The sequence below is a fragment of the uncultured Kordia sp. genome, assembly GCF_947496985.1.
Taxonomy (GTDB): domain Bacteria; phylum Bacteroidota; class Bacteroidia; order Flavobacteriales; family Flavobacteriaceae; genus Kordia.
Map to the genome: position 1 here is coordinate 448,489 of NZ_CANMEZ010000002.1, position 14,086 is coordinate 462,574.

Genomic DNA, 14,086 nt, shown 5'->3' on the forward strand with positions numbered 1-14,086 from the left:
TTTAATGCAAAAAAAGTACCTAAAATTATTTTTACTAGTATCATTACTGTTTTGCAGTATCGCGACACATGCGCAGGAGACGACTTTTGATAAAGGAAAGAAATATATCATTGGCGGCATTAAAGTTACAGGACTAAAAAGTTATAACGAACAAACTGTTGTAACGTATACTCAATTACGTAAAGGACAAGAAATTTTAGTGCCTGGTGAAGAAATCAGTGCTGTCATCAAAAAACTTTGGGGATTAGAACTTTTCAGTGACATCAATTTCTATATTGAACGTATTGAAGGTGACAACATATTCTTAGAGTTAAACATTAAAGAATTACCAACACTTTCAGAAGTAGAAGTACGTGGTATAAAAGAAAGTAAGGCATCTACTATTATCAAAGAAACAGAACTTAAAAAAGGTAAAAAAATTACCGAAAGTTTCTTAGCCAATACAAAAAATTACATTCAGAATAAGTACAAGAAAAAAGGATATTACAGCACAAAAGTAAATATCACTACTGTTGCTGATACTGCAAATACTGAATCTAAAAATGCCATGAAACTCGTGGTAAATGTTGATCGTGGTAAAAAAGTAAAAGTCAAGAAAATTCGTTTTACAGGAAACACACAATTCAAAGATGGAAAGCTGCGTAAAACAATGCGTAATACAAAGCAAAAATTTCCATTACGTATTTTTAAATCTTCTAAATTCATTCCTGAAGACTACAAAGAAGATTTAGCTTCTATAATTGAGAAGTATAAAGAAAATGGATTCCGTGATGCCAGAATTACGAAAGACTCAATTAGCTGGAATGATGACAATACTATTAATATAGACATTGCTCTTGAAGAAGGAAATAAATATTACTTTGGAGATATTACATTCTTAGGAAACTCTGTATACACTGACGACGAACTAAGACGATTAATGGGAATCAACAGAGGTGATACATATAATGGTGTTTTACTTGAAAAACGTATTGCTGACGAGACTGATCCTGATGCAAACGACTTAACAAATAAATATCAAAACAACGGATATTTATTCTCTAACATTAACCCTGTTGAGGTTTCAGCAAAAAATGATACTATTGACTTTGAAATTCGTATTATCGAAGGGAAACCTGCGTATTTCAACAACATTTCGGTAAAAGGAAATGAAAAAACAAATGATCACGTAATCTACCGTGAAATCAGAACAAAACCAGGAGAATTATACAGTAAAGATAAAATCATTCGTACCATTCGTGAATTAGGTCAATTAGGTTTCTTTGATGCTGAGCAAATCAAGCCAGAAATCAAAAATCCAGATCCAAATAGCGGAACAGTTGATGTTGAATACTCAGTTGCAGAACGTGGTGGAAGCCAGATAGAACTACAAGGTGGTTATGGTGGTGGAGGTTTCATTGGAACCTTAGGATTATCATTCAATAACTTCTCTATTCGAAACTTATTCAACGGAGATGCCTACAAACCACTTCCAACAGGAGATGGACAAAAATTAGCACTACGTGCACAAGCAAGTAGATTTTTCCAAACATTTAGTTTCTCATTTACAGAACCATGGCTAGGAGGAAAAAAACCAGTACAGTTTACAACTTCTTTATCGCACACAGTACAGTTCTTATTCAACCCGCAAACAAACAATGCTGATAAAGACAGACGTTTCTTAATTACAGGTTTATCTGTAGGTTTAGCAAAAAGATTAGCAGAACCAGATGATTACTTTGTATTATCACAAGCGCTAAGTTTCCAACATTACAACTTAAAAAATTACAATACTGGATTATTTACATTTGGTGATGGATTCTCAAACAACTTCTCATACACAGCTGCGTTAAGTAGAAATTCATCCGGACCAAATCCAATCTATCCAACATCTGGATCTGAATTTACAATAAGTGCAAAACTTTCATTACCATATTCATTATTCAATAATGTAGATTATGGAAATCTTGAAAATGAAGAAGAATATCAACTAAGAGATGCTAACGGAAACTTCTTAAATGCAAATGCTGGACAACCTGGAGAACCTGCAAACTTAGGCCCAACACTAGATGATGGTGAAGTTTCAGTGGTAGACAGAGGAAAAGTAGATCAAGAAAAATTTAAATGGTTAGAATTCTATAAAATTAAATTTAAAGGTGCTTGGTATCAAAAAATTGTTGACAAATTAATATTAAAAACGGAAGCTAATTTTGGTTTCTTAGGAGCATATAACAATGATAGAGGAATTATTCCTTTTGAAAGATTCTTCGTTGGTGGAGACGGTTTAGGAACGTTTAGTTTAGATGGTAGAGAGGCAATTGCACTACGTGGATATCCAAATCAATCACTTTCTGATTTAGATGGAGGTACTATTTACAATAAATTTTCGTTAGAGTTACGTTATCCGATTACTTTGAAGCAAACAGCATCCATTTATGCGTTGACATTTTTAGAAGCTGGTGGCTCATTTAATTCGTTTAAAGAATATAGCCCATTTGAATTAAATCGCTCAGCTGGAGCAGGATTACGTATATTTATGCCAGCGTTCGGGTTATTAGGTATTGATTTTGGATATGGATTTGATCCAATTCCAGGAACAACACAACGAAATGGATGGGAAACACATTTCATAATCGGACAGCAATTTTAAGTCATTTTTAATTTTGGCACGATATTTTCTATTAACAAACCGACACAGTATGAAAACTAAAGTTCTTTTATTATTAACAATGCTTTTTGCAGTATCAATACAAGCACAGAAACGTGTAAATGGTGCAAGAGTTGGCTACATAGATATGGAATACATTTTAGAAAATGTAACTGCGTATCAGGAAGCAAATACACAATTAGAAGCAAAAGCAAATCGCTGGAAAGCTGAAATGCAAAAAAAGCAAGGCGAGATTGAGCAAATGAAAAAAAACCTCAGCGCCGAGCGTGTATTACTCACAAAAGAATTGGTAGATGAACGTGAAGAGGAAATACAAATTTTAGAAGAAGAATTGATAAAATATCAGCAAGATCGTTTCGGTCCTAACGGAAGTTTAATGATTCAACGTCAAAACTTAGTAAAGCCAATTCAAGATCAAGTATTGAATGCTGTTCAAGAAATTGCAAAGAAAAGAAGATACGATTTCGTATTTGATAAATCAGCAGATGTTGTAATGTTATATTCGGCAAAGAAATTTGACATTAGTGATCTTGTTTTAAGAACAATTAATAGAGAAGTAAAACGAGAAGGAAGAGCTGCCAAATTAAAAGAAGCAAGCGAAAAGTCTAAGTTTGATGATGAAAAAGAAGTCAATCCAGAAGTAGAAGCTAAAAAACAAGCTGCTGCAGAAAAGAAAGCTGAACGTCAAAAAGTATTAGAGGAACGCAAACAAAAACGCTTAGAAGAACGTGAAGCAAAAAAGAAAGCATACGAAGAAAAACGTAAAAAATTAATTGCGGATCGTGAAGCTAAGAAAAAAGCTGCTGAAGAAAAACGTAAAAAACGAGCTGAAGACAAGAAAAAGAAAGATGAAGAGCGCAAAAAGCAGCAAGAAGAAAACAAAAATGAAGAAGAAAATGAAGGCAGCGGTGCTGGAAATGGAGAATAACAACAATTAAATATAAATAACACTTAAAGTAAATAATTGAAAATCATGAAACAAATGAAAAAGCTAATAGCTATTGCAGTCTTATTTTTTGGAGTAGTAAGTTTTACAAATGCACAAACTAAAGTTGCTCACATTAATACGCAACAATTGATTAGCGCAATGCCGGAAATGAAAGCTGCTAAGACAGAATTCGACAAATTACAAGAATCTTTAGGAGCTGATATTCAAGCTTCAGTTACAGAATACAGAAACAAATTAACACAGTATACAAACGAAGCTCCAACAAAAACTGACGCTGAAAACGACAGTAGAAAAAAAGAGTTAGTTGAATTAGAAACTCGTATTCAAGAAGCACAAGCTGCTGCACAAAAAACTGCTGAGCAAAAGTATATTGACTTAACAAAGCCTATTCAAGAAAAAGCATTAGCTGCTATTCAAAAAGTTGCTAAAGCACAAGGATTTGCTTATGTACTTGATGCTACTCAAGGTTCAGGATTGCTACTTGCAGACGGAACTGACTTAATGGCTTCAGTAAAAAAAGAATTAGGTATTCAGTAATTTTACAATACCATACACTATAAAAAAGCTTCCAAATTGGAAGCTTTTTTTGTTTTACCTAAAATATCTATATTATTAACATCCTCCATGACAAGTTCTACAGTGTAACGGATCACTTAATGGATGATTATTCGTTAAACAGTTATTCGTGCCACATGCAGCAGTTCCACAATTAAAAGTGCCACAGTTAGCAGTTCCACAATTTCTGGTTGGACAATAAAATGTTATATAACCTCCTTTAACTTCTCCTAAGTTTGAAACGTTTGTTTTCCCTAATAATAGTTTTCTACTTAATTTCTTTTTTTTCATAATTTGCACTTTAATGTTTATAATATTTCAAATATAATACTATAAAACATGTGTCATATCGTACATTTTGCAGGATTAACATTCTTATATAAATTCTACTTTCAAATGATACACAAACGCTATTTTTTTTGCTTATTTTTACACTTATGAGTAATTCCCCAATTGGCATATTTGATTCTGGTGTTGGTGGCACATCTATTTGGAAAGAAATTCACAAGCTACTACCACATGAGAACACCATCTATTTGGCCGACAGCCAAAACGCTCCGTATGGACCAAAAGGAAAAGAAAAAATCACGGAGTTAAGCATCAAGAATGTAGAATTTCTATTATCAAAAAATTGCAAAATCATTGTGGTTGCTTGTAACACAGCTACCACAAATTCTATACAACAACTTCGGGAAACTTACGACATTCCGTTTATAGGAATTGAACCTGCCATTAAACCAGCTGCATTACAGACGAAATCCAACACGATTGGCATTTTGGCAACAAAAGGAACCTTATCAAGCGAATTGTTTCACAAAACGTCTGATTTGTATGCAAATGGCGTGAAAATAATTGAACAAGTTGGCGAAGGATTAGTTCCACTCATTGAAAACGGACGTATTGAATCTCCAGAAATGGACAAACTACTACAAAAATATCTAAAACCTATGCTTGATGCAAATATTGATTATTTGGTATTAGGTTGCAGTCATTATCCCTATTTGATTCCAAAACTAAAAACGTTATTACCGAAACATCTAAAAATTATAGATTCAGGAATTGCGGTTGCCCGACAAACCAAAGCAATTTTAGCACAACATAGTTTACTTACTACTTCACAAAAAGAAAGCACCTGTACATTTTACAGTAATGGAAATCCTGAAATTTTAAATGATTTGATTGCTAATGAATTTTTAGCAACGAAACTACAGTTCTAGTCTTCTTTAAACCAACCAGAATACGTTACATAATTATCCGCGATACGATTGATTTCTCCAGAAATGAGTTCTTTACTAATATCTTTTACCTTTTTTGCAGGAACACCTGCATAAATACTTCCTGATGCTACATGTGTATTTTTAGTAACTACAGCGCCTGCAGCAATAATACTATTACTTTCCACAATACAATCATCCATCACAATACTTCCCATTCCAATCAACACATTATCATGGATGGTACAACCATGCACAATGGCATTGTGACCAATAGAAACATTATTTCCAATAGTTGTTGGTGATTTTTGATACGTAGCATGAATGACAGCACCATCCTGCACATTTACCTTATCGCCCATTTTAATAAAATGAACATCGCCACGCAAAACCGCATTGAACCAAACACTACATTGGCTCCCCATAGTTACTTCGCCGACAATGGTAGCGTTTTCAGCAATGAAACAATCGTCTCCAATTTGTGGATGTTTTCCGTTTACAGGTTTTATGATCATGGTTTTTCAGGTGTTAAGGTTTTGAGTAAGATGTTTCTTTACTTATCGTTTGTGAACTGATTTATCTATTATCAAAAAAAGATTTCGATTTTCAACTTCATATTTTACTTAAAATATGATAATAGGTTTGCTTTTTTAGTAGAAGAAACCATTACTTCTTTTCCGTTAGATAGCACCACACTTCCTCCTTTTCCTTTTTTATATTTCACAACCTCATTTACATTTACTAAATACGATTTATGTACACGAGCAAAAGGATATTGACTTAATGTTTCTTCAAAATATTTTAATGTTTTACTTACGACAATTTTTGAATCGTTAATGTAGATCTCCGTGTAATTATCATCAGCTTTGCAATACACTATTTCGGCAACATTTAACACTTCAAAACCATCTTGTTGCGGAATTGTGATTTTACCATTAATCGTTTCAATTTTTGGAGAAAGCACAGCATCTGACAAACTATTTTCTTTCGTTTTTATTGATACTACATGATCTACCGCTTTGATCAATTCATCAATAGAAATCGGCTTTAACAGGTAATATGAAGCATGGCTGTTCAAAGCTTCTATTGCATAATGATCGTATGCGGTTACAAATATAGTTTCAAACGAACGATCGCCTACTTTTTCCAACAAATCAAAAGCATTTCCAAAAGGCATTTCCACATCTAAGAAAACCAAATCTAACTCGTGGTTTCGAATCAATACCAAAGCATCTTCAATGTTGGATGCTTCTCCTACAATATGAACATTTGGACAATACTTTCCAACATATTTTTTCAGGATTTCTCTACTGATTTCTTCGTCTTCAACAATAATTGTTTGGAGTTGCATTTAGTCTTTTTTGAGTGTTAATATTACTTTGGTTCCTTGCCCATCTTCTAATAAGTCAGAGATAGCAACATCTACTTTATCTTTATACATATCATTTAAAATGGCAATACGTTTTTTAATATTCCCCATTCCTTTTGACTTTTGGCGTAATTGATTTTTCGTTTTGAGTTCCATAGAACGCTTCCTTCCTATTCCATTATCTTCAATCGTAATTTGAAGCATTTCATTGTCTTTTTTGGTGATAGAGATGTTCAACATCCCTTTTTCCTCTTTGTAACGCAACCCATGCCAAATAGCATTTTCAATGTAAGGTTGCAGCAACATTGGTGGAATTTGAAAGTTTGACACTTTTACTGTTTCATCAACAGTTATGGTATATTCAAATTTATCTTGAAAGCGCATATGCTCTAATCTCACATACAATTCTAATAGCTCTAATTCTTTGGCAAGTGGAATAAAATCTTCGTCCGAATTTTCTAAAACGGTTCGCATTAAAGTAGAAAACTCAGATAAATATCGATTCGCATTTCGTTCGTCATTGATCGCTATATAATTATTTACAGAATTCAACGCATTGAAGATAAAATGTGGATTCATTTGCGTTCGTAATGATTTTAACGCTAATAAATTATTGGCTAATTTCTGTTGTTTGCTATTTCTGTAAAGTAAATAAATAGTAAAAATGAGCAATGATATTGCAAAAATTAGTGAGTAAATAGTGTACTTCTGACTTTTATTCGTTTTTTCTGTGAGTTCTTGCTCAATGAGATTATTGTCAAATCGTGCTTCACGCAATTCACGATCGGCTTCTAAACTTCGAATTCGTAATTGATTGTCCTGAATTCGTTTTGCAAATCGACTTGCTTGAGAAATTTCTTGTTCTCTACGCAATACCAATTCATTTACAACTTCTACATAGTCTTCAAATACTTTTTTGGCTTGATCAAAATCACCGATATTTTCTAAACTTTCCGATAATTTTCGCGTAGCATCTTTTTTGATGATTAAATCTTCCTTCTTCCCTGCTTCAGAAATACTTTTCTCAAAATATGGAATCGCTTCATCATATTTTTCTTGTAACAAGAAAGCATTTCCAATTTTATAATTAATTTTTTGAGATGTAATTGCGGTAGAATCTGCTATAAATCCAGAAAGTGTTTTATTTTCAAATCCCGATCTCTCTAAATCTACTAAGTTTTGCTTACGCAGTTCTATTTCTTTATCAAAAGAATTTGTTGAGTTGTAAAAATCCGCTACTCTATTTTGTTCTACAATTGCTCTTCCTTCATTCTGCTTTAATGCTAAATCTAAAGAATTTGAAAACAAATTATCTGCTTTTTTCACATCACCTTGTGCAGCGTAATTTTCAGCAATTTTAGAGTTTAAATCTGTAATTTTTGGCGTAATTAAGTCTTTTTGTGCTATTGCTAAGCCTTTATTGTAGTTATCTAATGCCTTCTTATATTGTTTCAGTGCTTTGTGTGCATCACCCAAACCTTCATATACAATTGTTTGTTGATAACGAGACAAGTTGTTACGCAAAATAGTTTCAAACGAAATAATAGCTTCGTCATATTCTTTATTATATAATTGAGTGGTTCCAATTGCAATCCACAAACGCGTTGTACTATAGGTTTTTAAAGCAATTCTGTAATTACTAATTGCCAAATCATATTGTTTCCAATAGACATAAATATCTCCTAAAACTGCATAAGAATCTGATAGTTTCTTATCGTCAGTACTATCATATATATTCTCTAAAGATTTTTCAACATACTGAATACTTTTGTCAATATCTTTTTTCTTGAACATGACCGCAGAATCCAACAATACACGATGAGACACAGCATTCTCTCTACGTTTGAACTTTTTTCTTTTTAATTCTTCCTCATAGCCTTCAACGACAACTTCAATACGCTCATCACTGTTTATTACATGATATTCTCTTCCAAAACTAGGATGCTCTATAATTAATTGATCGCCCATTTTTGTTCGTATAGAGAAATGACCATATTTATTGGTTTTCGTTTCTTCACCTCCAATAATACGAATAGTTGCATTCGGTATTGGTGTTCTTTTGGCTTCTCCAACAACTTCTCCTTTTACCGTAAAAACAGTATTGCTTCTTTCTTTTTTTATATCAGAATTGTTTTGTGCTGAAAAATTCTGAAATGAAAAAAGGCATACAATTAAAAATATGTACGTGAGTTGCTTCATTTTTTACGCTTAAGAATGATAAACATACGTACTTTCAGTGATATACTAAAATGTAAACTCTGCAAAAGCATTGAATTCGCTTATTTTTTCTTGTATTTTATGATACTTCTCTCAGCAATGTATCAATTACACTCATTCAAATTACTTGTTAACTCATTCCTTATTTTTTTCGGGTTTTGTTGCCAGTATTTTAGCTCAAATTTAAAAATCATCATGAAAAAAATAAGTTTAGTTCTCTGTTTACTTCTTACGCAGTTTATAGTTGCGCAACATAAAGGAAATTATGATAAGAATGCTCAAATTTCCAGGCAAAATGTACTTTCATCTGCGTATGGAAATGCACAAGTTCATGGTCCGCAAACTTCAAACCCTAGAAGAAATGTAAATCCAACCTCAGCAATTACGCTAGATGTTCATGCTCTTTTTAATGCCAAAGCAAGTTCATATACTGCAATTTTTAATGTAGCACAAATTGGTCCTTCTGCTGATGGAGCAAGCACGTTGATGAATGAACGCATTTCAAATATTAAAAAAGAATTATTAACGATTGGTATTAAAGAAACTGACATTGCTATTGACGTGATTTCTTTTGTTCCTGTGTATGAAATTGAAGTGACTAAAAAGCTGTTTAGTAAAAAGTACAATGAAGTTCCAAAAGGTTTTGAATTACAACAAAACATTCATATCCAATTTAAAAACACGCAACAATTTGAAAAGATACTAGCTACTTGTGCTTCTAATGAGATTTACAATTTGGTGAAAGTTGATTATTTCATTGAAAATATTAAAGAAGTATATAAAAAGTTGCAAGATGCATTGATAAAATTGATTCAAGAGAAAAAGGAATATTACAAGATATTAGGTTTTGATCTTGCCAATTATAATGCAATAATGGCAGACGACAAATATTGTTATTTCCCAAAAGATTTTTACAAAAGCTACCAAGCATTCAATAGCATTTCTTTTGAAGCTTTAAAGAAAAAGAAAGGTGTTACTAAAGCCAAGAAACAGACTTCGTATTACTATCAACCTGTTTCATACGAGAACTATGATATTGTAATGAATCCTGCTATTTTGGAACCTGTTGTACAAGTTGGAATGCAAATAAAGTTGGTGTATTCACCAAAACCAAAAGAGCAAAAACCAGCTCCTAAAACAGAGATCAAAACTGAACATAAATATTATGTGATTTCTCCAGACGGAAAGATTGACGTTAAACAATTAAACACAAATAATTAATAAGCACAACCGCCACTGTTTTAACCAGATTTGAATTAAAAATTAAAAACGAATAACAAATGAAAAAATTAAACGTACTCCTTGTAAGTACATTGCTACTAACGATGTCGTGCAAAGGAAATTCAAAAAAAGACACTGCGTTATTAGAAGATGCAGCTACAAAAACGGTTATTGAAACAACAGTTTTAGAAAACAGAACTAAAAATACAATTAAAGTTGCTTTGCTATTAGACACTAGCAATAGCATGGATGGTTTAATTCATCAAGCAAAAGCACAATTATGGGAAATTGTAAATGAATTGTCGTACGCAAAGTGTGATAATGAAAAACCTAATTTGGAAATTGCTTTGTATGAATACGGAAATGACAATTTGCCTTCTTCAGAAGGACATATACGACAAGTATTAGCATTTAGCAGTGATTTGGACGAAATATCTGAAAAATTATTTTCACTCACTACACGTGGCGGAAGTGAGTTTTGCGGACATGTAATTCAAACTTCAATGGATCAACTAGATTGGGGAAATAATAATAAAGATTTGAAACTACTTTTTATTGCCGGAAACGAACCTTTCACACAAGGAACCGTTAATTATAAAAATGCCATTACCAATGCGCTTGAAAAAGATGTTGTCGTAAATACTATTTTTTGCGGTGCATACGAACAAGGAATTTCTGGAATGTGGAAAGATGGCGCTATGTTAGGCAAAGGTGATTATATGACTATTGCACACACAAAAAGTATTGTACATGTACAAACACCTTATGATAAGAAGATTATGGAGTACAATACACAATTGAACAACACATATATTGGTTATGGTAAAAAAGGATATTTAAATACAATTAGACAATCTACACAGGATGCAAATGCAATTTCGGTAGATGAAGAAATCGCAGTGGAACGTGCCGTTTCTAAAAGTTCATCTTTGTATAAAAATTCATCTTGGGATTTGGTAGATGCAGTTGAAAATAATGAAGTGAAAATTGAAGAATTGACAAAAGACGAATTACCAAAAGAATTGAAAAATAAGTCCAAAGAAGAAATTGCAGCGTATGTAAAAAAGCAACGTGATAGCAGAAAAGAAATTCAGCTTAAAATTCGTGAGTTAGACACAAAGCGTAAATCTTATATTGTTGATTCTAAAAAAGGAGATCCTAAGAAATCTGATTTAGAAAGTGCAATGATTAAAGCTATTAAAACACAGGCTGCCCGTAAAGGATATGTTTGGTAGTTTTTAGATTACTTACACTGTTAGATCCAAGATCGATTTGCTGATAGAATATAGGCAGGTATATTTAAAAATGACATCTAAAAGTTCGGTAATTATTATCGAACTTTTTTTTGTTACCAAATTGACAAAGATGTTTATTACTTAGAACAGAATACAATAATCAGATATTAGATCACTGTGCTTTTAGAAGCTAGATTAGCTAAAAACTATAAAGTACACTCAAAATAAAAAGGCTTGCAATAACTTGCAAGCCTTTAATATATTATTTTGTATGTGTCTTAGTTAATTGCTGGACAGTTACAATCGTAAGGATCTCTTCTGTCTCCGAAGTCATATCCTAAAGTAATCTGGTGGAAACCTCCATTAGATAATACTAAAGAGTTTGCTTGGTATGAATACGTATATGCAAACATAAACTTCTTATAATTTACACCAACAAATGGCGTAATGTATTGTAATTTTTGATTGTCTACTTGTGTTCCGTTTACAAATTCAGCTCCATCTAAACTTCTTCTGTATGACAAACCTCCCCAAATAGTTCCAAAGTCTACATCTTTATAAACTTTCATGTTTGCATCAATAGATGATTCTTGTGTTTCATCTGTATATTGAAACATTACTGAAGGCTCATATTTCCAATCGCTATCATATCCGCCAAATACATATCCTGTAGATGCTAAATAACGACGTTGGTTTTGTGATTCAAATTGCTCAGAGAATAAATCTCTTTTTGTTGGCAATGCATTTTTGATTGTTAAATGCGCATAAAAGTCAAGGAAATAGTATGATGCCCCAAAATCTACATTGAAATACGTAGCGTTTTGCTGAGTTCCAGAAATTATTGGATCAGGATTATTTATAATATCAAAACCTGTTTCATCTAATGTTCCTTGTGTAAATCCTGTACTAATTCCAAAAGACAATTGATTTAAATCAACTCTGTTTCTCGATAGTAGTAAATGGTATGCAAAAGTTAAATATGCTCCTTGTTGTGAAAAATTACCATTTGCATCGTTATATACAATAGCTCCAAATCCTACTTTATCTCCAACTCTGGTGTTGAAACTCAATGTTTGCAAAGAAGGTGCGTCTTCAACGTCAAACCATTGTTGTCTTGCTGTTAATCTCAATTTAGCAGCTGAAGAAGCTCCGGCCATCGAAGGATGAATTAAATATAAATTATCCGAAAGGTAATCTGAATAAACAGGAATTCCATCTTGAGAAAACGAACATTGCATTCCGAATGCGATGGCAACAATAGCTAAGTATTTTTTAAAATTCATTAGTGTTTATCTTTTTGTGTAAAAAAGTGGCCGATATTTCTTTATTATATCGAACGCTTAATGCAACTTATTATTTGATAACGAGGCCTTTAAATATTGTGTTTCAATTAGTTGTATGCAATACTACCTTGAAATAGGTGTTTTTCACATTGTAAAATGTTACACATTTGGTCAAATATATAAATTATTTGATAAGAATGTAATTCTTATCTCAATTTATTACTCAATGTTGGCACTAAGAATCTCATTTTAACAAAACGATTTTCTTTAACTCGCAATTTTCAGGCGTCAATTTATTAAAAACGCATTTATTTCTTAATTATTTTAACATAAAAAATAAAATTATTTTAAAGTTAGCCCTAAACCTGCATAAATTCCTTTCATAGAGTTACACAATACAACGATTATGGTTACTTTTGTAAAAAAATAAAAACCCATGAGTGGTATTACAATACGTATAGAGAAAACAAGTAATCCTGCAATTATAAAGTTTGAAGCAAGCACGTTTTTAACAAGACACAGCAGTTATGAGTTTAAAAATATAGATGACGCAAAAGATTCTCCCCTAGCACAACAATTATTTTATCTTCCATTTGTAAAAACAATCTTTATTTCTGGAAATTTTATTGCTATTGAACGTTACAACATTGTAACCTGGGAAGATGTACAAACTGAAGTTGCCGAACAGATTGAAACATACATTAATGAAGGAAAAGAAGTAATCAGTGAATCCGCAACTCCTAAAAAAGTTGTTCCGGTTACCGTATATGCTGAAAGTACACCAAACCCAACAGTAATGAAGTTTGTTGCCAATAAGAAAATTATTGATCGCATGTTAGAGTTTAAAAGCATTGACGACACAAAATATGCACCGTTAGCGCAATCATTATTTCATTTTCCATTTGTTAAAGAGATTTTTCTTGATAAAAACTACATTTCTATCACTAAATATGATATGGTAGAATGGAATGATATTGTGATGGAAATTCGCGAATTCATTCGTAATTATATTCAAGAAGGAAAAGAAGTAGTTTCAAAAGATATTCCTGCTGAACAGAAAGAACAGATTGAATTGTCTGAAGAAAGTTTTGAAGCTTTGGATGATATTTCTAAAGAAATTGTAAATATTTTAGAAGAATATATCAAGCCTGCTGTAGCAAGTGACGGTGGAAATATTATGTTTGATTCATATGATCCAAATTCTAAAGTTGTAAAGGTGGTATTACAAGGCGCTTGTAGTGGATGCCCATCATCAACAATGACTTTAAAAAGTGGTATTGAAAACACTTTAAAAAATCTATTAAAAGGTCATGTAAACGAAGTAGTTGCTATTAATGGCTAAATTCCAACTTTTATTATTGAAAGAATTACCGTAGTTTTAGAGAACTAAATTATT

Annotated in this window: 12 protein-coding genes; 7 read left to right on the forward strand and 5 right to left on the reverse strand. The window is 32.2% G+C overall.

Translation table 11 applies throughout. From position 1 onward, the window contains the following. Window positions 1-4: 4 nt before the first annotated feature. The 3 genes from bamA to Q0828_RS06960 are packed head-to-tail and all read left to right on the forward strand — an operon-like array spanning window position 5 to window position 4,133. Entirely contained in the window at window positions 5-2,629 is a 2,625-nt protein-coding gene (gene bamA, locus Q0828_RS06950) for an outer membrane protein assembly factor BamA (RefSeq protein ID WP_298418909.1), read from the forward strand. A 49-nt stretch (window positions 2,630-2,678) separates the two neighbouring features. Continuing rightward, complete coding sequence (locus Q0828_RS06955) at window positions 2,679-3,575, forward strand: OmpH family outer membrane protein (RefSeq protein WP_298418912.1); 897 nt, start codon at window positions 2,679-2,681, stop codon at window positions 3,573-3,575. Window positions 3,576-3,620: 45 nt separating this feature from the next. Then, window positions 3,621-4,133: an OmpH family outer membrane protein gene (locus tag Q0828_RS06960; protein ID WP_298418915.1), complete on the forward strand. Its 513-nt coding sequence runs from the start codon at window positions 3,621-3,623 to the stop codon at window positions 4,131-4,133. Window positions 4,134-4,208: 75 nt separating this feature from the next. On the opposite strand, the gene Q0828_RS06965 is transcribed toward Q0828_RS06960, so the two are convergent. Continuing rightward, window positions 4,209-4,442: a hypothetical protein gene (locus tag Q0828_RS06965; protein ID WP_298418918.1), complete on the reverse strand. Its 234-nt coding sequence runs from the start codon at window positions 4,440-4,442 to the stop codon at window positions 4,209-4,211. Window positions 4,443-4,588: 146 nt separating this feature from the next. On the opposite strand from Q0828_RS06965, the gene murI reads away from it, so the two are divergent. Further along, entirely contained in the window at window positions 4,589-5,368 is a 780-nt protein-coding gene (murI, locus tag Q0828_RS06970; RefSeq protein WP_298418921.1) for a glutamate racemase, read from the forward strand. On the opposite strand, the gene Q0828_RS06975 is transcribed toward murI, so the two are convergent. From Q0828_RS06975 to Q0828_RS06985, 3 genes are all read right to left on the reverse strand, one after another. Next, window positions 5,365-5,880 (reverse strand): gamma carbonic anhydrase family protein, encoded by a 516-nt coding sequence (locus Q0828_RS06975; RefSeq protein ID WP_298418924.1) that lies wholly within the window; start codon window positions 5,878-5,880, stop codon window positions 5,365-5,367. The genes murI and Q0828_RS06975 overlap by 4 nt on opposite strands. A 104-nt stretch (window positions 5,881-5,984) precedes the next feature. Continuing rightward, window positions 5,985-6,716 carry a LytTR family DNA-binding domain-containing protein gene (locus tag Q0828_RS06980; RefSeq protein ID WP_298418927.1) on the reverse strand — a complete coding sequence of 244 codons (732 nt, stop codon included), beginning with the start codon at window positions 6,714-6,716 and terminating at the stop codon, window positions 5,985-5,987. Continuing rightward, a complete protein-coding gene (locus tag Q0828_RS06985; protein ID WP_298418930.1) occupies window positions 6,717-8,933 on the reverse strand; it encodes a histidine kinase in 2,217 nt (738 codons plus the stop codon). A 213-nt stretch (window positions 8,934-9,146) separates the two neighbouring features. Between Q0828_RS06985 and Q0828_RS06990 the strand changes: the two genes are divergently transcribed. Together Q0828_RS06990 and Q0828_RS06995 are read left to right on the forward strand one after the other, a co-directional pair. Further along, window positions 9,147-10,172 (forward strand): SIMPL domain-containing protein, encoded by a 1,026-nt coding sequence (locus tag Q0828_RS06990; RefSeq protein ID WP_298418932.1) that lies wholly within the window; start codon window positions 9,147-9,149, stop codon window positions 10,170-10,172. A gap of 59 nt (window positions 10,173-10,231) precedes the next feature. After that, window positions 10,232-11,407, forward strand: a complete 1,176-nt coding sequence (locus Q0828_RS06995; RefSeq protein ID WP_298418934.1) for a VWA domain-containing protein — start codon at window positions 10,232-10,234, stop codon at window positions 11,405-11,407. A 278-nt stretch (window positions 11,408-11,685) separates the two neighbouring features. On the opposite strand, the gene Q0828_RS07000 is transcribed toward Q0828_RS06995, so the two are convergent. Continuing rightward, window positions 11,686-12,690, reverse strand: coding sequence for a type IX secretion system membrane protein PorP/SprF (locus Q0828_RS07000; RefSeq protein WP_298418936.1), 1,005 nt, complete (start codon window positions 12,688-12,690; stop codon window positions 11,686-11,688). A gap of 436 nt (window positions 12,691-13,126) precedes the next feature. On the opposite strand from Q0828_RS07000, the gene Q0828_RS07005 reads away from it, so the two are divergent. Beyond that, entirely contained in the window at window positions 13,127-14,032 is a 906-nt protein-coding gene (locus tag Q0828_RS07005) for a NifU family protein (protein WP_298418938.1), read from the forward strand. Window positions 14,033-14,086 lie beyond the last annotated feature (54 nt).

What these genes read in the sequence shown, in the direction of transcription:
- Q0828_RS06960 (WP_298418915.1), top strand. Translation starts at nt 3,621, where the DNA reads ATGAAACAAATGAAAAAGCTAATAGCTATTGCAGTCTTATTTTTTGGA.
- Q0828_RS06990 (WP_298418932.1), top strand. Translation starts at nt 9,147, where the DNA reads ATGAAAAAAATAAGTTTAGTTCTCTGTTTACTTCTTACGCAGTTTATA.
- Q0828_RS06975 (WP_298418924.1), bottom strand. Translation starts at nt 5,880, where the DNA reads ATGATCATAAAACCTGTAAACGGAAAACATCCACAAATTGGAGACGAT.
- bamA (WP_298418909.1), top strand. Translation starts at nt 5, where the DNA reads ATGCAAAAAAAGTACCTAAAATTATTTTTACTAGTATCATTACTGTTT.
- Q0828_RS06965 (WP_298418918.1), bottom strand. Translation starts at nt 4,442, where the DNA reads ATGAAAAAAAAGAAATTAAGTAGAAAACTATTATTAGGGAAAACAAAC.
- murI (WP_298418921.1), top strand. Translation starts at nt 4,589, where the DNA reads ATGAGTAATTCCCCAATTGGCATATTTGATTCTGGTGTTGGTGGCACA.
- Q0828_RS06995 (WP_298418934.1), top strand. Translation starts at nt 10,232, where the DNA reads ATGAAAAAATTAAACGTACTCCTTGTAAGTACATTGCTACTAACGATG.
- Q0828_RS07005 (WP_298418938.1), top strand. Translation starts at nt 13,127, where the DNA reads ATGAGTGGTATTACAATACGTATAGAGAAAACAAGTAATCCTGCAATT.
- Q0828_RS06955 (WP_298418912.1), top strand. Translation starts at nt 2,679, where the DNA reads ATGAAAACTAAAGTTCTTTTATTATTAACAATGCTTTTTGCAGTATCA.
- Q0828_RS06980 (WP_298418927.1), bottom strand. Translation starts at nt 6,716, where the DNA reads ATGCAACTCCAAACAATTATTGTTGAAGACGAAGAAATCAGTAGAGAA.
- Q0828_RS06985 (WP_298418930.1), bottom strand. Translation starts at nt 8,933, where the DNA reads ATGAAGCAACTCACGTACATATTTTTAATTGTATGCCTTTTTTCATTT.
- Q0828_RS07000 (WP_298418936.1), bottom strand. Translation starts at nt 12,690, where the DNA reads ATGAATTTTAAAAAATACTTAGCTATTGTTGCCATCGCATTCGGAATG.